We start from the raw sequence: 21,346 nt of genomic DNA on the forward strand, positions 1-21,346 counted from the left end.
AAATGTCAGAGCGGGTCGCGGACATGCGCCAGGGGAGATGAGAGAGGGGCGGACATGCAGAAGGCCCCGGTCCGACGGACCGGGGCCTTCAACTGGAGCGAACGACGAGGTTCGAACTCGCGACCTCAACCTTGGCAAGGTTGCGCTCTACCAACTGAGCTACGTTCGCACTGCCTCCGATCGACTCTCATCGATCGGCGCGAGCACCAGCCTACCGCACTCCGAAGAGTGGTCGGTACGCCATGCAGAGCGGGTGACAGGAATTGCACACTGCGCCTTCCCCCTGGAAGGGGGATGTTCTACTACTGAACTACACCCGCAAGACTCCGTGAGGTCCGGCCTTTCGGCCTCGCCCCTCGGCGTGCTCCAGACTTTAGCTGATCAACAGGGGTGCAGCGCAAGTCGGCTGCTCTGCGGGCTGCCGGAGGGGGTCAGTTGGCCGCCTCGAACGCTTCGTAGACCCGCTTGGGGATGCGGCCGCGCGGCGGGACGTCCATCTTGTGCGAGCGCGCCCAGGCGCGGACGGCCGCCGGGTCGGCGGACACCGCGGTGTGCTTGAAGCTCCTGACGGTCTTCCCCGACGCCGCACGTCCCGAGCCGGTCTGCTTGCGGCCAGCCTGGAGGAAGGGGGCCAGGGCCTTGCGCAGTTTCTTGGCATTGGCTGGATTCAGGTCGATCTCGTACGACTTGCCGTCGAGACCGAACACGACCGTTTCTGCGGCTTCTCCGCCGTCGATGTCGTCGGAGAGAGTGACCACGACACGCTGCGCCACGAATATCGGTCCCTTCGTGCGACATCTGCACCTTGACGTGCGCCGATGTCGACTGTCCGGCTGTTATGGGGCAAAGCAGAGGCGAACTGCCCGCTTTCGCCATTTCCTTTTTACCCTGCATGGCATTGCATTGTGAAGACCGACTAAATCCCCCCGCGTGTCCGGAGGCAATGGGTCTCCGAAATCTTTCCCCGGATTTTCCACGGGGTCACCGGGGCTGTTGCAGTAACGTGATCCGGCTCTCGTAGCTTCCTACGGTCTACGCGAGTAGAAATTTTGTCCGGGTAGTCTGAAGGGACCTGCTCAGCACCACACACCGGGAGTGCCAGTGGCACGCGTCGTAGTCGACGTCATGCTCAAGCCGGAGATCCTCGACCCCCAGGGCCAGGCGGTGCAGCGTGCACTGCCGCGCCTCGGTTTCGAGGGCATCTCCGACGTACGTCAGGGAAAGCGATTCGAACTCGAGGTTGACGGGCCCGTTGACGATGCCGTCCTCGCCCGTATCCATGAGTTGGCCGACACGTTCCTCGCCAACACCGTGATCGAGAACTTCACCGTGAAGGTGGAAGAACCCGCGGTGGGGGCAGAAAAGTGACCGCTCGTATTGGAGTCGTCACCTTTCCCGGATCCCTCGACGACCGGGACACGCAGCGCGCGATCCGACTCGCCGGCGCGGAACCCGTAGCCCTCTGGCACAAGGACAAGGATCTGAAGCAGGTCGACGCTGTCGTCCTGCCCGGTGGATTCTCCTACGGCGACTATCTGCGGGCGGGTGCCATCTCCCGGTTCTCGCCGGTGATGGAGAGTGTCGTCGACCAGGCCAAGGCGGGTCTTCCCGTTCTCGGTATCTGCAATGGCTTCCAGGTCCTCACCGAGGCGCACCTGCTCCCCGGCGCGATGCTCGGCAACGACCATCTGCACTTCATCTGCCGTGACCAGAAGCTGCGCGTGGAGAACACGGACACCGCCTGGACCGCCGACTACACGGCCGGCCAGGAGATCCACATCCCGCTGAAGAACATGGACGGCCGCTACGTCGCCGACGAGCACACGCTGGACATGCTGGAGGCGGAAGGCCGCGTCGCCTTCCGTTACGTCGGCTTCAACCCGAACGGTTCGCTCCGCGACATCGCCGGCATCACGAACGAGGCGGGCAACGTCGTCGGTCTGATGCCGCACCCGGAGCACGCCGTCGAGCCGCTCGTCGGCTCCGGTCGCACCGACGGCCTCCCCTTCTTCACCTCGATCCTCAAGAAGCTGGTCGCCGCCTCATGAGCCTCGACACCGTTGAGAACGCCGCAAAGACCCCCGACGTCGAGCTCCCCTGGGCCGAACTCGGTCTGAAGAAGGACGAGTACGAGCGCGTCGTGGAGATCCTCGGCCGCCGCCCGACCGGCGCCGAGCTCGCCATGTACTCCGTGATGTGGTCCGAGCACTGCTCGTACAAGTCGTCCAAGATCCACCTGCGCCAGTTCGGTGAGAAGGCGCCGCAGTCCGACGCGCTGCTCGTCGGTATCGGTGAGAACGCCGGTGTCGTGGACGTCGGCCAGGGCTACGCCGTCACCTTCAAGGTCGAGTCGCACAACCACCCGTCGTACGTCGAGCCCTATCAGGGCGCGGCCACCGGCGTCGGCGGCATCGTGCGCGACATCATCGCGATGGGCGCGCGCCCGGTCGCCGTTGTGGACCCGCTGCGCTTCGGCGCCGCCGACCACCCCGACACCAAGCGTGTCCTGCCCGGTGTCGTCGCCGGCATCGGCGGCTACGGCAACTGCCTCGGCCTGCCGAACATCGGCGGCGAGGTCGTCTTCGACGCCTGCTACCAGGGCAACCCGCTGGTCAACGCGGGCGCCATCGGCGTCATGCGGCACGAGGACATCCACCTCGCGAAGGCGTCCGGCCCGGGCAACAAGGTCATCATGTACGGGGCCCGGACGGGCGGTGACGGCATCGGTGGCGCCTCGATCCTGGCCTCCGAGACCTTCGACGACGCGAAGCCCTCGAAGCGTCCCGCCGTGCAGGTCGGTGACCCCTTCCAGGAGAAGCTCCTCATCGAGTGCACCCTGGAGGCGTTCGCCGAGAAGCTCGTCGTCGGCATCCAGGACCTCGGAGCCGCCGGAATCTCCTGCGCCACCAGCGAGCTGGCGTCGAACGGCTCCGGCGGCATGCGCGTCGAGCTGGACGACGTACCGCTGCGCGACTCCACGCTCTCGCCCGAGGAAATCCTCATGAGCGAGTCGCAGGAGCGCATGTGCGCGGTCGTCGAGCCGGAGAAGGTCGCCCGCTTCCTCGAGATCTGCGAGAAGTGGGACGTCATCGCGACCGTCATCGGTGAGGTCACCGACGGCGACCGCCTGGAGATCTTCTGGCACGGCGAGAAGATCGTCGACGTCGACCCGCGCACGGTCGCCCACGAGGGTCCGACCTACGAGCGCCCGTACGCCCGCCCCGAGTGGCAGGACGCGCTCCAGGCCGACGACGCGAACAGGCTGCCGCGGCCCGCCTCCAAGGAGGAGCTGAAGGACCAGGTCCTGAAGCTGGTCGCGTCGCCCAACCAGGCGTCGAAGAAGTGGATCACCTCGCAGTACGACCACTTCGTGCAGGGCAACACCGTCCTCGCGCAGCCCGAGGACTCGGGCATGATCCGCATCGACGAGGAGTCGGGGCTCGGCGTCGCCATCGCGACCGACGGCAACGGCCGGTACGCGAAGCTCGACCCGTACCACGGTGCGCAGCTCGCCCTCGCCGAGGCGTACCGGAACGTCGCGACGACCGGCGCCAAGCCGCTCGCGATCTCCGACTGCCTGAACTTCGGTTCGCCCGAGGACCCGGACGTCATGTGGCAGTTCGTCGAGGCCATCCGCGGTCTCGCCGACGCCTGCCAGATCCTCGGCACCCCGGTGACCGGCGGAAACGTCTCGCTGTACAACCAGACGGGCGAGGCGGCGATCCACCCGACGCCCGTCGTGGCCGTGCTCGGTGTCATCGACGATGTCGCCCGCCGCACGCCGGTCGCCTTCAGGGAAGAGGGCCAGCTCCTCTACCTGCTCGGCGACACCCGCGAGGAGTTCGGCGGCTCGGCCTGGTCGCAGGTCGTCCACGACCACCTCGGCGGTCTGCCCCCGCAGGTCGACCTGGAGCGGGAGCGGCTGCTCGCCGACATCCTGATCTCGGCGTCCCGCGACGGCATGATCGACGCCGCGCACGACCTGTCCGACGGAGGTCTGATCCAGGCCGTGGTCGAGTCGGCGATGCTCGGCGACAAGGGCGCGCGGCTCATCGTGCCCGACGGCCTGGACGCGTTCACGTTCCTGTTCTCCGAGTCGGCGGGCCGCGCGGTCGTCGCCGTCCCGCGGAGCGAGGAGCTGCGCTTCACCGACATGTGCGGCGCACGCGGCCTCCCGGCCACCCGCATCGGCGTGGTCGACGGCGACACGGTCGACGTCCAGGGCGAGTTCGCCCTCTCCCTCACGGAACTCCGCGAGGCCCACGAGGCGACGATCCCGGCGCTGCTGGCCTGACGATCGTCCCCGTACGAACGCGAAGGCCCCACCGGGCTGTGAACTTGCCGGGTGGGGCCTTCGCGTTGAGCGCCCCACGGATGACCCCCACCCTCGAGAAGGTCTTCCGGGTCTACGTCACCTACATCACCTACATCACCTACGTCACCGAGCGCCGCGACTTGTCCGACCCTGATCCGCCGGACACCCCCTGGGGCCTCTCGTTTGGATCACGCCGGGCTCGCGGGGTCTGGTGCCGCACCTCGCGGCGTTGCCGTCAGTCGCCGACTCCCCCAAACTCTCGGCTCCGCTCGAGCAGGGGGGACCCCATGACCCCGCTGCCTGATCCGGCCTGATCCGAACGAAAGATCCCAGGCCCCACGTTCGCGAAGAACGCATGCCGGTCGCCGCATAGGCTCTCCACATGTCTCCGGCCAAGAAGCGTGCGCGCTCCTATGATTCCGCCAAGATCCGGGCGGCCGTCCTCGCGCAGTTCGGTCAGGTGCGGGATGCGGTGCTCGCGCTCACGCCCGAGCAGCTCAGCGCCCCGACCCGGCTCGATGACTGGACCGTTCGGGAGCTGGCGGCGCACTTCACGATGGCGGTCGGCGCGGTGGCCAGGGGGCTGGAGATGCCCGAGCCGGCCAAGCATGAACTCCCGCTCCTGGACTGGCCGTCGGGGACCGCTACCGAGTCCGCCGCCATCGCCGACGGCACCCGGGAACTCGCCGCGAGCGCCACACCCGAGGAACTCTTCGCGCGCACTACGGCCCGTGTTGAGACGGCCCTCGCCGAGGCCCCCGACACCCGCCTCGTCCCCACGCGGTTCGGCGCCATGACCCTCGCCGACTTCCTCGTCACCCGTACCGTCGAACTCGTCGTCCACACCGGCGACCTGAACGACGCGCTGCCCGGGCTCGATGTCCCCTACGACCGTCAGGCGCTCGCCGCCTGTACGAGGTTGCTCGCCGACGCCCTCGCCGTGAAGGCCCCCGGTGCGTCGACCGAGGTGCGGATCCCGCCGTTCGCCGTCGTCCAGTGCGTCGAGGGCCCCCGCCACACCCGCGGCACCCCGCCGAACGTCGTCGAGACGGACCCGCTCACCTGGATCCGCCTCGCCACCGGACGCGTCGAGTGGCGCGCCGCCCTGGACGACGCGAAGGTCAGCGCGAGCGGCGAGCGGGCCGATCTCAGCAAGCTGCTGCCCCTCATGAGCTGACCCCGATGGCGGATCGGGGGAACCGATCCGACCGCCCCGCCCGTCCAACCGCCATGCACAGGCAATCCCGGAACCTCACCGTCCTGGCCGCGCTCCTGCCCCTCGCGGCCGTCGCAGCGTGCGGATCACAGACCGTGTCCGTCGCGGGTACGCCCGTCACCGGGGTCCGCTGGAACGTCGAGAGCGTCACCGTCGACGGCGCCACGACACAGGCCCCCGGGAGCACCTACGCGGAGTTCCCCTCGGCGGACCGGGCGCGCGGCAACAACGGCTGCAACAGCTTCGACGCGGAGGCCGAGATCGACGGCGACACGATCCGTATCGGCAAGACCGCCGTGACGATGATGATGTGCACCGACAAGAAGCAGCGGGACTTCGAGAAGACGTTCAGCCGCGCCATCGGCGGCAGCAACAGGGCCAGGACCGACGGTGACCACCTCACCCTCACCACCGACGACGGCGACACGATCGCCCTGGTCAAGGACCGTCCGGCCCCGCTGACCGGCACCGAGTGGACCGTCACGAGCCTGCTCTCCGACGACGTCGCGACCTCGCTGCCCAAGGAGGTCGCGGGCCGCGCCACGATGACCTTCGAGAAGGACGGCCAGGAGGGCACCGCCACCGGAAACCTCGGCTGCAACCGCTTCCGCGCGAAGGCCGAGTTCCGCGACGGCCACCTCACGCTCGGCAGCCCCGTCACCACCCGCATGCTCTGCCAGGGCCCGCGCACGGACACCGAACGCGCCCTCCTGAAGCTCTTCGCCCAGAAGCTGTCGTACGAGGTCCAGGGCCGCACCCTCACGCTGACGGCCCCCGACGGAACCGGCGCCGCGGCGGGAGCGGGCCGGGACTGACCGGACAGCGCCCGCACCCCGCACGCCCCGCCTCCGCCTCCGCAGCGAATTCCGTCACACTCGCCACCGCCCACGCGCCCGGCGCCGCCCCCACCGGCGCCCACCGTCCTGCACCCGCCGCCGGCGCCGCACCCGAGCCCGTCCGGCAATGCTCGTAGCACACGAAGAACCAGGTCAGCATCATGATCGCGCCGAAGGGCCGGGACGGGTGGAAGGAGGTGAGCGGAGGCCGGCGCACCCCCGGACAGAGACTTCACGGGTGGGCGCCACCGGCCCGACCAGGCGCGGGATCACGTTCGCCAATTCGGACCAGTGGTCGATCTCGCCTACACTCGGAGGCGTGCCACGTGGTGACGGTCGACTCAATCATGATCTGCTCCCCGGCGAGAAAGGCCCCCAGGACGCTTGCGGCGTCTTCGGTGTCTGGGCTCCCGGTGAAGAGGTCGCCAAGCTGTCTTACTTCGGGCTCTACGCCCTCCAGCATCGAGGTCAAGAATCCGCGGGAATCGCGGTGAGCAACGGCTCCCAGATTCTCGTCTTCAAGGACATGGGCCTCGTGTCCCAGGTCTTCGACGAGACCTCTCTCAGCTCTCTCCAAGGTCATATCGCGGTCGGTCACGCCCGCTACTCGACCACCGGTGCCTCCGTGTGGGAGAACGCCCAGCCGACGTTCCGTGCCACCGCGCACGGCTCGATCGCGCTCGGCCACAACGGCAACCTGGTCAACACGGCGCAGCTCGCCGAGATGGTCGCGGCCCTCCCCAAGGAGAACGGCCGAAACACCCAGCTCGCGGCGACCAATGACACCGACCTCGTCACCGCGCTCCTCGCGGGCCAGGTCGACGACGACGGCAAGCCGCTGACCATTGAAGACGCCGCCGCCAAGATCCTTCCGGATGTTCAGGGCGCCTTCTCCCTCGTCTTCATGGACGAGCACACCCTCTACGCGGCCCGCGACCCGCAGGGCATCCGCCCGCTGGTCCTCGGCCGGCTCGAGCGCGGCTGGGTCGTCGCCTCCGAGTCCGCCGCCCTCGACATCTGCGGCGCCAGCTACGTGCGCGAGATCGAGCCGGGCGAGTTCGTCGCCATCGACGAGAACGGCCTGCGCACCTCTCGATTCGCAGAAGCGAAGCCCAAGGGCTGTGTCTTCGAGTACGTGTACCTGGCCCGCCCCGACACCGACATCGCCGGGCGGAACGTGTACCTCTCCCGCGTGGAGATGGGCCGCAAACTCGCCAAGGAAGCACCGGTCGAGGCCGACCTGGTCATAGCGACGCCGGAATCGGGCACTCCCGCCGCGATCGGTTACGCGGAGGCCTCCGGCATTCCGTTCGGCGCGGGACTGGTCAAGAACGCGTACGTCGGCCGGACTTTCATCCAGCCCTCGCAGACCATCCGGCAGCTCGGTATCCGGCTGAAGCTCAACCCGCTCAAGGAAGTCATCAAGGGCAAGCGCCTGGTCGTCGTCGACGACTCGATCGTGCGCGGCAACACCCAGCGCGCCCTGGTCCGCATGCTCCGCGAAGCGGGCGCGGCCGAGATCCACATCCGGATCTCCTCTCCCCCCGTGAAGTGGCCGTGCTTCTTCGGCATCGACTTCGCGACGCGCGCCGAGCTGATCGCCAACGGCATGTCGATCGACGAGATCGGCAAGTCCCTGGGCGCCGACTCCCTCTCCTACATCTCCATCGACGGCATGATCGAGGCCACGACCATCGACAAGCCGAACCTCTGCCGCGCCTGCTTCGACGGCGAGTACCCGATGGACCTTCCCGACCCCGAGCTGCTCGGCAAGCAGCTCCTGGAGACCGAGCTCGCGGCAGGACCGGCGAACACCGCCGCCACCGACGCCCTCCGTCGCCCGTAAGACCCCCGTCGTACGACACGAAAGTTCTCAAGCCATGTCTGAGACACCTGGTGCCAGCTATGCGTCCGCGGGCGTCGACATCGAAGCGGGCGACCGCGCCGTCGAACTGATGAAGGAGTGGGTGAAGAAGACGCAGCGCCCCGAGGTCGCCGGCCTCGGCGGTCTCGGCGGATTCGCCGGCCTCTTCGACGCCTCCGCCTTCAAGCGTTACGAGCGTCCGCTGCTCGCCTCCGCCACGGACGGAGTCGGCACGAAGGTCGACATCGCCCGCCGCCTCGGCGTGTACGACACCATCGGTCACGACCTCGTCGCGATGGTCATGGACGACATCGTGGTGTGCGGCGCCGAGCCGCTGTTCATGACCGACTACATCTGCGTCGGCAAGGTGCACCCCGAGCGTGTCGCCGCGATCGTGAAGGGCATCGCCGAGGGCTGTGTCCTCGCCGGCTGCTCCCTCGTCGGCGGCGAGACCGCGGAGCACCCGGGCCTGCTCGGCGCGGACGACTTCGATGTCGCGGGCGCCGGCACCGGCGTCGTGGAGGCCGACCGGCTGCTCGGCCCGGATCGTATCCGTACGGGTGACGCGGTGATCGCCATGGCGTCCTCCGGCCTTCACTCGAACGGGTACTCGCTGGTCCGCCACGTCCTCTTCGACCGCGCGAACCTGAAGCTCGACCAGCACATCGAGGAGCTCGGCCGCACGCTCGGCGAGGAGCTTCTGGAGCCCACCAAGATCTACTCGCTGGACTGCCTGGCGCTGACCCGCACCACGGACGTCCACGCGTACAGCCACATCACGGGCGGCGGCCTCGCGGCCAACCTGGCCCGGGTCATCCCGGACGGCCTGCACGCCACCGTGGACCGCTCCACGTGGGCGCCCGGCGCGATCTTCGACCTCGTCGGCAAGGCCGGCGCGGTGGAGCGCCTGGAGCTCGAGAAGACGCTGAACATGGGCGTCGGCATGATGGCGATCGTCCCCCAGGACGCGGTGGACTCGGCGCTCGCGACGCTCGCCGACCGCGGCGTGGACTCGTGGGTCGCCGGTGAGATCACCGAGCGCGGCGAGCACAGCACGGGCGCGGCGCTCACGGGCGACTACAGCAAGTAAGGCCCGCAGGGCAGCACAAAACCCGGTCCGGCGGTGTGACCACCCCGGACCGGGTGAAGTGCAGTTGCTACGAAAACGAGAACTGCGAAGAACTACTGCTGGACTGCAGACTGCAGGACTGCGAGGTCAAGCGCCGCGGCGCTGCGACGAGGGACCGGACTCATCTGAGTCCTCGTCATCCTCGTCGTCGTTATACAGATCCGCGTACTGGGCGTACGGGTCGTCTTCCTCGTCGTCGTCCTCGAACGGCTCGCCATTCGGCGGCTGATTCGAGGTCGAAGCGCCCAGCTCATTGGCCAGACGCGACAGGTCAGTCCCGCCGCTGCTGTACTTCAGCTGGCGGGCGACCTTCGTCTGCTTGGCCTTTGCCCGGCCGCGCCCCATGGCTCGACCCCCTCGGTGACGGGGCTCGACGGCCCCAGAGTCTTGACACGCGTTCATGATCTCGAACGGGCTCTCCGCAGAGAGACCCGTCCTTAGGGCTTCCACGGTACCTGCTCCCGCGGCCATACGGTACGTCGCCCGCAGGACGCGCCTGGGCGCAGGACCAGCAAGGCGCCCTGTCCTCGCTGGTCAACTGCGATTTTAACCTCTTCTTGGCGGGCGACCCGCCGACGGGCGTGAGTCTTGTCTCCCACATCCGCCGCCGGGCCGCTCCCGGGCACCCCGAACGTCAGCGGCGGCGCGCCTCCGCCATGCGCTGCTCGGCGATCCGGTCGGCCGCGGCGGCCGGCGGAATCCCGTCCGCCTTCGCACGAGCGAATATGGCCAGCGTCGTGTCGAAGATCTTCGCCGCCTTGGCCTTGCACCGGTCGAAGTCGAAGCCGTGCAGCTCGTCGGCGACCTGGATCACTCCGCCGGCGTTCACGACGTAGTCGGGCGCGTAGAGGATCCCGCGGTCGGCGAGGTCCTTCTCCACGCCCGGGTGGGCGAGCTGGTTGTTGGCCGCGCCGCAGACGATCTTCGCCGTGAGGACGGGGACGGAGTGGTCGTTGAGCGCGCCTCCCAGGGCGCACGGAGCGTAGATGTCGAGACCCTCGGTACGGATGAGCGCCTCGGTGTCCGCCACGGCCTGGACGGACGGGTGCTTGTCCTGAATCCGCCGTACGGACTCCTCGCGCACGTCCGTGATCACGACTTCGGCGCCGTCCGACAGGAGGTGCTCCACGAGGTGGTGGCCGACCTTGCCGACGCCCGCGATGCCGACCTTGCGGTCGCGCAGCGTCGGGTCGCCCCACAGGTGCTGGGCGGAGGCCCGCATGCCCTGGAAGACGCCGAAGGCGGTGAGCACGGACGAGTCGCCGGCGCCGCCGTTCTCGGGCGAGCGCCCGGTCGTCCAGCGGCACTCGCGCGCGACGACGTCCATGTCGGCGACGTAGGTGCCGACGTCGCACGCCGTCACGTAGCGCCCGCCGAGGGAGGCGACGAAGCGGCCGTAGGCGAGCAGCAGTTCCTCGCTCTTGATCGTCTCGGGGTCACCGATGATCACGGCCTTGCCGCCGCCGTGGTCGAGGCCGGCCATGGCGTTCTTGTACGACATTCCGCGCGAGAGGTTCAGGGCATCGGCGACGGCCTCCGCCTCGCTCGCGTACGGGTAGAAGCGGGTGCCGCCGAGGGCGGGGCCCAGGGCGGTGCTGTGGAGGGCGATGACGGCCTTGAGGCCACTGGCGCGGTCCTGGCAGAGCACGACTTGCTCATGGCCGCCCTGATCCGACCGGAACAGGGTGTGCAGAACATCGGCAGGGGCGCCGGTTACGTCGGTCACTGTGGTGACTCCCGGTCAAGTAGCGGCGGTTGGAGACGGTGCCCGTACGGGTGGCGGGCCCCGTTGAGCAAGAGACTAGAGCCTGCGCCGAGCCGCCAGATGCGCAGTGCCGTGGATCACCCTCTCCCGGAGTACGCGCGTGTCCGGCCAGGTGCGTTCAGCTTCGGCCATGGGACGATTTGCAGTGTTTTCCAGGCGCAGGCCGGGGGAGGGAGCAGCCGTGCCCAAGGTGTCTTCGGTGACCGTGCCCTACGCGTCGTATCTACGCGTGTACGAACCCCTCGCGGCGTTCCCCGAGCCCGAGCGGAGCCACTGGGAGCGCTATGCGCAGCGCCGCGAGCGCCCCTCCTACCAGGACGAACTGCGCCGCTCGCTGGCCGATTTGCTGCCCACGCCGCCGGTGCCCGTGCCGGTCCACGAGAGCGACGACGCGTTCGTCATCGAGACGGACGGTGTGGTGTGCGTGTGTCCCTGGCGCACGCGACTGCGCGGCTGGCAGGCGCTGGACGAGCTGCCGGGGCGCCTGCCGACACCCGTGCTGGACGCGGTGCTCCCGCCGGTGGTCCGCCGGCAGTCCGCCGCGGACTACGAGCACTGGCTGGCCCGCAACCCCGACGCCCGCCCCTGGATCCGCACGTCCACCTGGCAGATCCCGCTGAACTGGTTCGTGCTCGTCACGGACGAGGAGCGCGAGTACGCCAAGGGGGCCGCGGACGGCGAGGCGCCGGTGCTGCGCTACCGCACGCCGATGGTGCAGGCGCGCCGCCGGGTCGCGCGGGGGCTCCGCACGCTGCGGGACACGATGGACGAGGGGCCGCTGATCGACGGCCTGGTGGACGTGGGGCGCTGGCTCGAAGAGTTCCACCCGCGTTCATTCGTCGAACTCGACTACGGCGGCCTGGTGCACGCTTTGTCCGCGGAGGATCTGGATGGTGATCATTCCGCTGCGGACGTGGCGGAGGGGATCGAGGCGCTGCGGCGCGGTGATGGTGACGGTGCCGAAGCGGCGTACGCGCGGCTGATGGAACGTTGGCGTGCGGTGCGGGACCGGCAGTTCGCGAACTGACCGGACAGACGTGCGGGGACGTAGGTCCTGAACCGGTCTTTTGCCTCAAGCGTGATGGACCGCACTTACTTCGCCCTTGCGTCCATCGCCCCCCCTCGTGCCAAAATAGGACAAGGAGTCCGGGGAGGGCTCCATCCGGCTGCTTTCGTCCGCGTTCAGCCGGAATCTCCGCATTGCACGCTATGGGGGGTCTCGTGACTCCTGGCGCCACTGTGACTGATCGTCACAGTGGCGTGACTGTCCGCTATGGCATGGTCCATCGGCTTCCGTCGCTGATGAACACCTGGGAGGGCAATTCCATCGGTTTGGCCGACGCGGCTGGACGGATGGTGTAGTTGTAGTGCCGAGGACAAGCCGTTCGTCCTATAACCGACTCGACTCGCGTCCGCCATTTCGGGCAACGCGGGTCAAGGTGCAGAATTTAGAGGAATGAACCGAGAAGGTTCGGTTCTCCCGAGGAGGCCGCTCATGACCGCTCGCACCCCTGATGCCGAGCCGCTGCTGACCCCGGCTGAGGTCGCCACGATGTTCCGCGTCGACCCGAAGACGGTGACGCGCTGGGCAAAGGCTGGCAAGCTCACGTCGATTCGCACGCTCGGCGGGCACCGCCGCTACCGCGAGGCGGAGGTCCGCGCACTGCTCGCGGGCATCCCGCAGCAGCGCAGCGAGGCCTGAACAACTAAATAAAACGGGCGTTCCGGGCCCCCCAGCCCTTTTCGCGCCCAACCTATAGCTCCACACGACGCGGGTCTGCCCCAACGGGCCCACGCCTGCTCATGCTTCAAGGGTGCGTCGTCGATCGCGCTGGACTCCGCCGGGTCCAGCGCGATTTTTTTATGCGCGGATCCGTGCGGGCCGGGCGGTCTGTGGGGTGCCTGTGCGTGGCTTTGTGAGCGGCCCTGTGGGTCCCTGACGGAGTGTCGGTGACGGTCTGCCGGGGAGCGCCGGCGGGTGCTCGGCGGGTCGCCGAGGAGGGTCGTCGGAGGGGTCGCGGGGTGGGCCTTCGGGGGTGCCCCGGCGGGCCCTGGGGGTGGTGCAATTGCACATATTAAATTGAGGTGTTGTAGGACGGGTGTAAGAAACGCTGTTTCCAAAACTGGTCCCGTGATGCCCGTCACACGCTCGAACACTTGTTGCCGGCGAGGCCCTTGGGTTAGAGGGGATTCGCGTGGGCGTGTCCGCCGTTCTCCCCCAGGCTTCCACCAGTTGGGGCCGCCGTCCGGCGCCTTTGGTCACGCGGTGGGGGGACTTTCGTCCTCCGTGGCCCCCCGGTCCGTCTCACGGCCTCCTGCGGGCTCTCTGGTGGGCTCCAGGGCGAGGCGCAGGAGTTGGTGGCAGATGGGGCAGTGCCGGGTCAGATGGCGGTAGCCGGAGGCGGCGGAGAGGTGGGCGCGCAGCAGAGCGCGCGTCTCGTGCCGGGCGGATGCCGCCATGCGCCACCTCCGGGTCGGGAATCCCTGCTGTCTGAGTACCGGGGGAGCGGGACGCAGTCAAGACGGCCGGGGGCGGGGCACAGGGGCACGGACGCGCGGGGTCGGGCCTCACGGGCGGGCGCGCACACGACTGAGGCCCGCACCCCTTGCGGGATACGGGCCTCAGTCTTATGTGCGGTCCTGACGGGATTTGAACCCGCGGCCTCCACCTTGACAGGGTGGCGAGCACTCCAAACTGCTCCACAGGACCTTGCTCGCGGCACTTGGTGTTGCTCTGTGCTGCGAGATGAGACTGTACAGCAGCGCAGGCCCGGCGGTCGAACTCACTTAACGTGCCCGGTCCGTTACGGCGCCACCGCGTCGATCGCCTTCACGATCCGCTTGTCCGAGACGGGGTACGCGGTGCCGAGGGCGTGGGCGAAGTAGCTGACCCGCAGCTCCTCCAGCATCCAGCGGATGTCCAGGACTTCCTGCGGCACGGGCCGCCCCTGCGGCATCTGTTCGAGCAGCCACGCGTACTCGTCCTGCATCTCGTGGACCTTCTCCATGCGCGACGTGTCCCGCTGGACGTTCGTCGGCATCTGCGTCAGGCGCCGGTCGGCCGCGACCAGGTAGCGCACCAGGTCGGGCAGGCGCCGCAGACCGGTGTCCGTGACGAAGCCGGGGCGGATCAGGGCCGTCAACTGGGTCCGCACGTCCGTGAGGTTGGCGAGCAGCGTCGGGCTCTTCGTGGACTTCAGGCGGCGCTCGCAGGCCTGCCAGGCGGCGAGCACCTGCTGGACCTGGCCCACCGTCCGTACGGTCGTGTCGACGATCTCGGCGCGCACCTTGTCGTAGAGCTTCCGGTACGACTCCTCGTCCCAGGCCGGGCCGCCGAAGTCCGCGATGAGCTTGTCGCAGGAGGCCATGGCGCAGTCGTCGAAGAGCGCCTGGACCGTGCCGTGCGGGTTCGCGGACAGGGCGAGCTTCTGGGGGTTGGTCAGCTTGTCCGAGGCGAACTTGCCCGGGTTGACCGGGATGTTGCGCAGGATCAGCCGGCGCGTGCCCTTCCACATCGCCTGCTGCTGCTCGGCCTCCGTGTCGAAGAGGCGGACGGAGACCGTGTCCCCGTCGTCGACCAACGCCGGGTACGCCTTGACGGGCTGGCCGGCGCGCCGGGTCTCGAAGACCCGGCTGAGCGTGCCGATCGTCCAGTCCGTGAGGCCCGAGCGCTCCACGGACGCGCCGCCCGAGCGCTCGGCCGTGGCCGCTGCCGCCTGCGAGATCGCCTTACGGGCCTTCGGCTTGAGGCGGAGCTTGAGCGCCTCCAGGTCCTTGTCCTCGGCGAGGGTCCTGCGCCGCTCGTCGACGATCCTGAACGTGATCTTCAAGTGGTCGGGTACGCGGGACAGGTCGAAGTCGTCCGGGGTGACGGGGACGCCGACCATGCGCTGGAGCTCGCGGGCGAGCGTGGTGGGCAGGGCCTCCTGGAGGGGGACCGCCCGCTCCAGGAACGCCTTCGCGTAGTTCGGCGCCGGGACGTAGTGCCGGCGGACCGGCTTGGGCAGGGAGCGGATCAGCTCCGTGACCACGTCCTCGCGCAGGCCCGGGATCTGCCAGTCGAAGCCCTCGGGCGTGACCTGGTTGAGCACCTGGAGCGGTACGTGGACGGTCACACCGTCCGCGTCCGCACCCGGCTCGAACTGGTACGTCACCCGGAACTTCAGCGGACCCTGGCGCCACGAGTCCGGATAGTCGTCCTTGGTGATGGCCTCCGCCGACTCGCGGATGAGCATCGAGCGCTCGAAGTCGAGGAGTTCGGGCTCGTCCTGCTTCTTGTGCTTCCACCAGCTGTCGAAGTGGGCGCCCGAGACGACATGGTCCGGGACCCGCTGGTCGTAGAAGTCGAAGAGCGTCTCGTCGTCGACGACGATGTCGCGGCGGCGGGCGCGGTGCTCCAGCTCCTCGACCTCGGTGAGCAGCCTGCGGTTGTCCGAGAAGAACTTGTGGTGCGTGCGCCAGTCCCCCTCGACGAGCGCGTTCCTGATGAACAGCTCGCGGCTCACCTCGGGGTCGATGCGCCCGTAGTTCACCTTGCGCTGGGCGACGAGCGGGACGCCGTACAGCGTCACCTTCTCGTACGCCATCACGGCCGCCTGGTCCTTCTCCCAGTGCGGCTCGCTGTACGTGCGCTTGAGGAGGTGCTCGGCGAGGGGCTCGACCCACTCCGGCTCGATCTTCGCGTTGACGCGGGCCCACAGCCGCGACGTCTCGACGAGCTCGGCGGACATGATGAAGCGCGGGGGCTTCTTGAAGAGCGCGGAGCCGGGGAAGACGGCGAACTTGGCGTTGCGCGCGCCCAGGTACTCGTTCCGCCCGCCGCGTTGCTTGGGGTCCTTGTCCGTGGACTCCTTCACGTCCTTCATCCCGATGTGGGAGAGCAGGCCGGCGAGCAGCGAGATGTGGACCTGCTGGTCGGGGGCGTCATCTTCGTTCAGATGGATCCCGATCTGCTTGGCGACCGTACGCAGCTGCGTATAGATGTCCTGCCACTCGCGGATACGCAGGAAGTTCAGGTACTCCGACTTGCACATGCGGCGGAACGCGGACGAGCCGAGCGTCTTCTGCTGCTCGCGCACATAGCGCCAGAGGTTGAGGAACGCCAGGAAGTCGGACGTCTCGTCCTTGAAGCGGGCGTGCTGCTGGTCCGCCTGCGCCTGCTTCTCGCTGGGGCGCTCGCGCGGGTCCTGGATGGACAGCGCGGCCGCGATCACCATGACCTCGCGCACACAGCCGTTCTTGTCGGCCTCCAGGACCATCCGGGCCAGGCGCGGGTCCACCGGCAGCTGGGCGAGCTTGCGGCCCTGCTCGGTGAGGCGTTTACGGACGTCCTTCTCCGCCGGGTTCAGCGCGCCCAGCTCCTGGAGGAGCTGCACGCCGTCGCGGATGTTGCGGTGGTCCGGCGGGTCGATGAAGGGGAACTTCTCGATGTCGCCGAGCCCGGCCGCGGTCATCTGGAGGATGACGGAGGCGAGATTCGTACGGAGGATCTCCGCGTCCGTGAACTCGGGGCGGGCGACGAAGTCGTCCTCCGAGTACAGGCGGATGCAGATGCCGTCCGACGTACGGCCGCAGCGGCCCTTGCGCTGGTTGGCGCTGGCCTGGCTGATCGCCTCGATGGGCAGGCGCTGCACCTTCGTGCGGTGCGAGTAGCGGGAGATGCGGGCGGTGCCCGGGTCGATCACGTACTTGATGCCGGGGACGGTCAGCGAGGTCTCCGCGACGTTCGTCGCGAGGACGATGCGGCGGAGCGAGCCCGAGGGGCGCTGGAAGACGCGGTGCTGCTCCGCGTGCGACAGGCGCGCGTAGAGCGGCAGGACCTCGGTGAACCGGAACTTCTTCTTCTCCAGCGCGTCCGCCGTGTCGCGGATCTCGCGCTCCCCGGACAGGAAGACGAGGATGTCGCCCTTGCCCTCGCCCTGGAGCTCCTCGACGGCGTCCGTGATCGCGGTGATCTGATCCCGGTCGGCGTCGTCCGAATCCTCTTCGAGCAGGGGTCTGTAGCGCACCTCGACCGGATACGTACGACCGCTGACCTCGACGATCGGGGCGTCACCGAAGTGGCGGGAGAAGCGCTCGGGGTCGATCGTCGCCGACGTGATGACGACCTTCAGGTCCGGGCGCTTGGGCAGCAGCTGCGCCAGATAGCCGAGCAGGAAGTCGATGTTCAGGGACCGCTCGTGGGCCTCGTCGATGATGATCGTGTCGTACGCGCGCAGCTCGCGGTCCGTCTGGATCTCGGCGAGCAGGATGCCGTCCGTCATCAGCTTCACGAACGTGGCGTCCGGGTTGACCTGGTCCGTGAAGCGGACCTTCCAGCCGACGGCCTCGCCCAGCGGGGTGTCCATCTCGTCCGCGATCCGCTCGGCGACCGTGCGGGCTGCGAGCCGGCGGGGCTGGGTGTGCCCGATCATGCCGCGCACGCCGCGGCCGAGCTCGAGACAGATCTTGGGGATCTGGGTCGTCTTGCCGGAGCCGGTCTCGCCCGCGACGATCACGACCTGGTGGTCGCGGATCGCGTCGGCGATCTCGTCCTTCTTCTGGCTGACGGGGAGCTGCTCGGGATACGTGATCTCGAGCGACTCGTACCGGCCGCGGCGCTGCGCCGTCCGGGCCTCGGCCTTCTCGGCCTCCGCCTCGATCTCGGCGAGCACGGCGGCCCGGGCTTCGGGCTTGCGGATGCGGCGCGCGCCTTCAAGCCTGCGGCCGAGCCGGTGCGCATCGCGCAGGGACAGCTCGGACAGGCGCTGGGCGAGGGTGCCGAGGACGGGGGCAGGCTGCGTAGACATACGTCCTCCAGGATCTCACCTCCGGGAAACGGGTGGCGAATGGTTTTGACGTGGGCCGGTATCAGCGGAGACCAGGGCAGTTGGCACTGAAGGTCCGATATGAGTGCTTTAACGTGTCCATATGTCTGAGCCGAGCGACGACGAGCACGATCACGGCGCACACGACCACGGCGCGCACGGGCGTGTGCCGACGCGCGGGGAGCGCTGGGAGGACTTCAAGAAGTCGCCGTTCCTGCCCGCGACCGTCCTCGTGTTCATCATCGCGGCCGCCGCGGGCCTCTTCGCGGGGTCGTACACCTACGCGATGGCGAACCCGACGCCGCACCGGATTCCCACGGCGGTGGTGGGCGCGGCGAACGTGAAGCACGGCGGGGCGGCGTTCCTGGCCGGCATGGAGAAGGCGCTGAACGCGTCCCTCGAAGTGCACCTGTACGACAACGTCGCGGCGGCCGTCGAGGGCGTGGACCAGCAGAAAGTCTTCGCGATCCTCGACGTGCGGAAGGGGGACCGCGTCGCGCTCCAGGTCTCGGGAGCCTCCGGCGCCTCGGTGGCGCAGGTCCTCGCCGAGACCACCCCGCAGGTCGGCGCCGCACTCGGGGTCCCGGTCACCGTGACCGACATCAAACCGCTGCAGAAGGGCGACCCGCGCGGCCTCGCGATCTTCTACATCTCGCTGGCTGCCGTCATCATCGGCTTCGTCGGCGCGATCCAGCTGAGCGTGCAGGCGAGCGCCCTCAATCCGCTGGAGCGCATCGCGTACACCGTGGTGTACGCGATGCTCGGGGGCTTCGTGATCGCGGCGGTCGTGGACTGGTGGCTGGGCGCTCTCGATCTGCCGTTCGCCGAGTCCTGGGCCATCCTCGCGCTGACGATGTTCACGTCGGGGATGGTCTTCACGATGTTCAACACGCTGGTCGGGCGCTGGGCGATGATCCCGACGTGGGGGCTGATGGTGCTCCTCGGCAACCCGTCGTCGGGCGGCGCGGTGTCGTGGCCACTGCTGCCGTCGGCGCTGGGCCGCATCGGGCGGTGGCTGCCGCCGGGCGGCTCTGTGAACGCGCAGCACACGGCCGTGTACTTCGGCGGGCACCAGCACGTGTTCCCGTTCCTGGTCCTCACGGCATGGGCCCTGCTGTCGACCACGATCTTCTGGGTCTGGCGCCACCGCCATCCGGGTGGCCGAACGACGGAACCGGCCCATGCGGGGGTGCCGGGGGCGTGACCCTGTCGGGTGACTGCGCCCGGACACCCCGAAAGCCCGTCGGAGACAGGGCTTTCGGGGTGGCGGCTCGGGCGGTGTTCCGCTGGGAAAACGCAACAGGCCCCGTCCGGGGACGGGGCCTGAATCTTGTGGCTGGGGCCGGGATCGAACCGGCGACCTATCGCTTTTCAGGCGATCGCTCGTACCAACTGAGCTACCCAGCCACGCGGTTCGCGAACGAATCGCAGCGGTCCTGACGGGATTTGAACCCGCGGCCTCCACCTTGACAGGGTGGCGAGCACTCCAAACTGCTCCACAGGACCAAGCTGTTGTGCGACACAAGTGTCGCACAGGATGTTGCGTGCCCCCAACGGGATTCGAACCCGTGCTACCGCCTTGAAAGGGCGGCGTCCTGGGCCACTAGACGATGAGGGCAAAACTACTGGCCTTGCTGCTTCTGCGTCTATCGCCCAGAAGAGGACGTGAGAAGCATGTGACTCCGCTTCCCCCCAAGAGGTTCCGCTTCTTCCTCGACCTCTGGAGGTCCTGGAACGGTCAAGCCCTGACCGGCGCCCTTGGGCACGTCGCAGACTGTACTACGGCGTTTCGGTGTCAGCCAAACCGAATAGGCGAGGGTGCGGGCGAGCCCGTGGGCGGCGTCGGCGAGGGGGTCGCGCCCGGCTGGTTCTCCTTGGGCAGATGGCGGCTGACCTGTGCCGTCGTCAGGCCGAGGCCGCCCAGTTCGATCTCGTCCCAGGCCTGCAGACGGCGCGTGTCGCGGTCCAGATAGAGGACCGACGCCTGCACCGGGTCGGGGGAGCCGTCGTCGACGGCGCGCAGGCCGCTGCCGCCGGTCGAGCCCTCGATACGCAGCCGCGTGCCCAGCTTCATCACCTCGGTCGCTTCGTGGTGGATGTGGCCCGCGAGGACCAGCGGGACCGTGCCGTCCGTCTCGCGGGCGGCCACCGGGTTGTGGGCGATCGCGATGTCCACCGGCGTGCCCGCCTCCCGCTGGTCGCGCAGCGCGGAGGCGAGCCGGATGCCCGCCATGCGCTCGGCCGGGTCGCCCTGCGCCTTGACCGCGCGGTCCGGCGTGTACTGGGGGTCCCCGGTGCCGGCGAAGCGCAGCCCGGCGACGGTGACCGCCTTGCCGTCGTCGAGGACGCGGACGTTCCTGATGTGTGAGAGGTAGCGCTGGGTGGTCGCCGAGTCGTGGTTGCCGCGGACCCAGACGTACGGGGCGCCGAGGTCCTTGATCGGGTCGAGGAACGGGTTCTCGGCCGCCGAGCCGTGGTCCATCGTGTCGCCGGAGTCGACGATCACCGAGATGTCGTACTGCTCGACGAGCGAGGAGATGATCTTCCAGCTGGCCGGGTTCAGATGGATGTCCGAGACGTGCAGGACGCGGATCGTGGACGGGTCCGGCCGGTACGCGGGGAGCGTCGACGTCACGTCGTAGAGCTTGGTCACATTGGTCACCAGTCGCGCCAACTCCTTTTGGTAGACGTCGAATTCGGTGACGATCGAGCGCGCGTTGCCGACGACCGAGGGGGCCGAGGAGAGCAGGCCCGAGAACTTCGGCTCCAGGACCGACTTGGGGTTCCAGGTCGCGTACGCCGCCCCGCCCGAGGCCGCCAGGAGGGCGAGCGCGAGGCCGCCGGCGCCGAGCGCGCGGCGGGGACGGCGGTAGACGGCGAGGCCGAGCGCGGTGGCGCCGGAGACGACGGCGACGCAGGAGCGCAGGGCGAGGTCGAGGGTGCCGTGCTCGACGTCGCGGGTGACCTCGTCCTGGAGGCCCGAGAGGCGCTCGGGGTGGTCGACCAGGGCCTGGGAGCGGACCGGGTCGAGGCGGTCGACGTCCACGTCGAGGCGGATGGGGGCCGTGTGCGACTTGAGTTCCAGGGAGCCGAGCGGCGAGACGTTGATCTTCGTGCCGCCGGTCAGGGACGGGCGCAGCGTCATCCGGGTGTCCATCGGGCCCACGGGGACGCGGACGTTCCCCACGACGAGCAGGCCGAGCCACGCGCCCATGAGGACGACGGCCGCGAGGCCCAGGGCGCGGAGGTACGGGCGGGGCTGGAGGGTGAGATCGCCGGTGGGGCGGGGGCGGCGGGCGCGATGGTGGCGGCCTACCGCGGAGGGGATGTTCCGCAGGGCGGACAGGGCGGCGACAGCGGGGACGCGGGCCATTGGTCCCGTATGCCCATACGGATGGTCCCGTATGCCCGGACG

16 protein-coding genes and 6 tRNA genes are annotated in these 21,346 nt (G+C 68.9%); 10 read left to right on the forward strand and 12 right to left on the reverse strand.

What is annotated here, in order from left to right:
• Positions 1–93: 93 nt before the first annotated feature.
• The 3 genes from OG698_RS24945 to OG698_RS24955 form a co-directional block, all read right to left on the reverse strand.
• Positions 94–169: transfer RNA gene (locus tag OG698_RS24945), tRNA-Gly, on the reverse strand.
• Between the two features lie 79 nt (positions 170–248).
• Positions 249–320: transfer RNA gene (locus OG698_RS24950), tRNA-Gly, on the reverse strand.
• 111 nt (positions 321–431) lie between these two features.
• Positions 432–773 carry an Lsr2 family protein gene (locus tag OG698_RS24955; protein WP_326775047.1) on the reverse strand — a complete coding sequence of 114 codons (342 nt, stop codon included), beginning with the start codon at positions 771–773 and terminating at the stop codon, positions 432–434.
• Positions 774–1,101: 328 nt separating this feature from the next.
• On the opposite strand from OG698_RS24955, the gene purS reads away from it, so the two are divergent.
• The 7 genes from purS to purM all read left to right on the forward strand — a co-directional run bounded on the left by purS (position 1,102) and on the right by purM (position 9,321).
• Positions 1,102–1,368: a phosphoribosylformylglycinamidine synthase subunit PurS gene (gene purS, locus OG698_RS24960; protein WP_100598945.1), complete on the forward strand. Its 267-nt coding sequence runs from the start codon at positions 1,102–1,104 to the stop codon at positions 1,366–1,368.
• Positions 1,365–2,048 carry a phosphoribosylformylglycinamidine synthase subunit PurQ gene (gene purQ, locus OG698_RS24965; protein WP_116512202.1) on the forward strand — a complete coding sequence of 228 codons (684 nt, stop codon included), beginning with the start codon at positions 1,365–1,367 and terminating at the stop codon, positions 2,046–2,048. Before purS ends, purQ begins: the two co-directional genes overlap by 4 nt.
• Complete coding sequence (gene purL / locus OG698_RS24970) at positions 2,045–4,294, forward strand: phosphoribosylformylglycinamidine synthase subunit PurL (RefSeq protein WP_406105533.1); 2,250 nt, start codon at positions 2,045–2,047, stop codon at positions 4,292–4,294. The genes purQ and purL overlap by 4 nt, the downstream gene beginning before the upstream one ends.
• A gap of 403 nt (positions 4,295–4,697) precedes the next feature.
• Complete coding sequence (locus OG698_RS24975; protein WP_406105534.1) at positions 4,698–5,492, forward strand: sterol carrier family protein; 795 nt, start codon at positions 4,698–4,700, stop codon at positions 5,490–5,492.
• A gap of 53 nt (positions 5,493–5,545) precedes the next feature.
• Entirely contained in the window at positions 5,546–6,346 is an 801-nt protein-coding gene (locus OG698_RS24980) for an META domain-containing protein (protein WP_406105535.1), read from the forward strand.
• A gap of 340 nt (positions 6,347–6,686) precedes the next feature.
• Positions 6,687–8,213 (forward strand): amidophosphoribosyltransferase, encoded by a 1,527-nt coding sequence (gene purF, locus OG698_RS24985; protein ID WP_406105536.1) that lies wholly within the window; start codon positions 6,687–6,689, stop codon positions 8,211–8,213.
• A gap of 34 nt (positions 8,214–8,247) precedes the next feature.
• The gene (purM, locus tag OG698_RS24990) at positions 8,248–9,321 is read left to right on the forward strand and encodes a phosphoribosylformylglycinamidine cyclo-ligase (RefSeq protein WP_326775053.1); all 1,074 of its coding nucleotides are present in this window, start codon (positions 8,248–8,250) and stop codon (positions 9,319–9,321) included.
• A gap of 126 nt (positions 9,322–9,447) precedes the next feature.
• On the opposite strand, the gene OG698_RS24995 is transcribed toward purM, so the two are convergent.
• Together OG698_RS24995 and OG698_RS25000 are read right to left on the reverse strand one after the other, a co-directional pair.
• Entirely contained in the window at positions 9,448–9,705 is a 258-nt protein-coding gene (locus tag OG698_RS24995) for a DUF3073 domain-containing protein (protein ID WP_116512208.1), read from the reverse strand.
• A gap of 289 nt (positions 9,706–9,994) precedes the next feature.
• Positions 9,995–11,086 (reverse strand): Leu/Phe/Val dehydrogenase, encoded by a 1,092-nt coding sequence (locus OG698_RS25000; RefSeq protein WP_399969343.1) that lies wholly within the window; start codon positions 11,084–11,086, stop codon positions 9,995–9,997.
• 220 nt (positions 11,087–11,306) lie between these two features.
• On the opposite strand from OG698_RS25000, the gene OG698_RS25005 reads away from it, so the two are divergent.
• Positions 11,307–12,152 carry a hypothetical protein gene (locus OG698_RS25005; RefSeq protein WP_406105539.1) on the forward strand — a complete coding sequence of 282 codons (846 nt, stop codon included), beginning with the start codon at positions 11,307–11,309 and terminating at the stop codon, positions 12,150–12,152.
• Between the two features lie 468 nt (positions 12,153–12,620).
• Positions 12,621–12,827 (forward strand): developmental transcriptional regulator BldC, encoded by a 207-nt coding sequence (bldC, locus tag OG698_RS25010; RefSeq protein ID WP_003949541.1) that lies wholly within the window; start codon positions 12,621–12,623, stop codon positions 12,825–12,827.
• A gap of 557 nt (positions 12,828–13,384) precedes the next feature.
• Here bldC and OG698_RS25015 read toward each other — a convergent pair.
• The 3 genes from OG698_RS25015 to hrpA form a co-directional block, all read right to left on the reverse strand.
• Positions 13,385–13,585, reverse strand: coding sequence for a DUF6274 family protein (locus OG698_RS25015; protein ID WP_406105540.1), 201 nt, complete (start codon positions 13,583–13,585; stop codon positions 13,385–13,387).
• A gap of 175 nt (positions 13,586–13,760) precedes the next feature.
• Positions 13,761–13,835: transfer RNA gene (locus tag OG698_RS25020), tRNA-Asp, on the reverse strand.
• Between the two features lie 94 nt (positions 13,836–13,929).
• Complete coding sequence (gene hrpA / locus OG698_RS25025; protein WP_406105542.1) at positions 13,930–17,913, reverse strand: ATP-dependent RNA helicase HrpA; 3,984 nt, start codon at positions 17,911–17,913, stop codon at positions 13,930–13,932.
• Positions 17,914–18,034: 121 nt separating this feature from the next.
• Between hrpA and OG698_RS25030 the strand changes: the two genes are divergently transcribed.
• Complete coding sequence (locus tag OG698_RS25030) at positions 18,035–19,135, forward strand: ABC transporter permease (protein WP_406105544.1); 1,101 nt, start codon at positions 18,035–18,037, stop codon at positions 19,133–19,135.
• Between the two features lie 129 nt (positions 19,136–19,264).
• Here the strand turns inward: OG698_RS25030 and OG698_RS25035 are convergent.
• The 4 genes from OG698_RS25035 to OG698_RS25050 all read right to left on the reverse strand — a co-directional run bounded on the left by OG698_RS25035 (position 19,265) and on the right by OG698_RS25050 (position 21,304).
• Positions 19,265–19,338: transfer RNA gene (locus OG698_RS25035), tRNA-Phe, on the reverse strand.
• A 24-nt stretch (positions 19,339–19,362) separates the two neighbouring features.
• Positions 19,363–19,437: transfer RNA gene (locus OG698_RS25040), tRNA-Asp, on the reverse strand.
• Between the two features lie 39 nt (positions 19,438–19,476).
• A tRNA-Glu gene (locus OG698_RS25045) sits at positions 19,477–19,549 on the reverse strand.
• A gap of 177 nt (positions 19,550–19,726) precedes the next feature.
• Positions 19,727–21,304 (reverse strand): metallophosphoesterase, encoded by a 1,578-nt coding sequence (locus OG698_RS25050; protein ID WP_406105545.1) that lies wholly within the window; start codon positions 21,302–21,304, stop codon positions 19,727–19,729.
• Between the last annotated feature and the right edge of the window lie 42 nt (positions 21,305–21,346).

The sequence above is a fragment of the Streptomyces sp. NBC_01003 genome (assembly GCF_045162695.1).
Lineage (GTDB): Bacteria > Actinomycetota > Actinomycetes > Streptomycetales > Streptomycetaceae > Streptomyces.

What these genes read in the sequence shown, in the direction of transcription:
- OG698_RS24980 (WP_406105535.1), top strand. Translation starts at nt 5,546, where the DNA reads ATGCACAGGCAATCCCGGAACCTCACCGTCCTGGCCGCGCTCCTGCCC.
- OG698_RS25015 (WP_406105540.1), bottom strand. Translation starts at nt 13,585, where the DNA reads ATGGCGGCATCCGCCCGGCACGAGACGCGCGCTCTGCTGCGCGCCCAC.
- OG698_RS24975 (WP_406105534.1), top strand. Translation starts at nt 4,698, where the DNA reads ATGTCTCCGGCCAAGAAGCGTGCGCGCTCCTATGATTCCGCCAAGATC.
- OG698_RS25050 (WP_406105545.1), bottom strand. Translation starts at nt 21,304, where the DNA reads ATGGCCCGCGTCCCCGCTGTCGCCGCCCTGTCCGCCCTGCGGAACATC.
- bldC (WP_003949541.1), top strand. Translation starts at nt 12,621, where the DNA reads ATGACCGCTCGCACCCCTGATGCCGAGCCGCTGCTGACCCCGGCTGAG.
- OG698_RS24995 (WP_116512208.1), bottom strand. Translation starts at nt 9,705, where the DNA reads ATGGGGCGCGGCCGGGCAAAGGCCAAGCAGACGAAGGTCGCCCGCCAG.
- hrpA (WP_406105542.1), bottom strand. Translation starts at nt 17,913, where the DNA reads ATGTCTACGCAGCCTGCCCCCGTCCTCGGCACCCTCGCCCAGCGCCTG.
- purM (WP_326775053.1), top strand. Translation starts at nt 8,248, where the DNA reads ATGTCTGAGACACCTGGTGCCAGCTATGCGTCCGCGGGCGTCGACATC.
- purL (WP_406105533.1), top strand. Translation starts at nt 2,045, where the DNA reads ATGAGCCTCGACACCGTTGAGAACGCCGCAAAGACCCCCGACGTCGAG.
- OG698_RS25030 (WP_406105544.1), top strand. Translation starts at nt 18,035, where the DNA reads ATGTCTGAGCCGAGCGACGACGAGCACGATCACGGCGCACACGACCAC.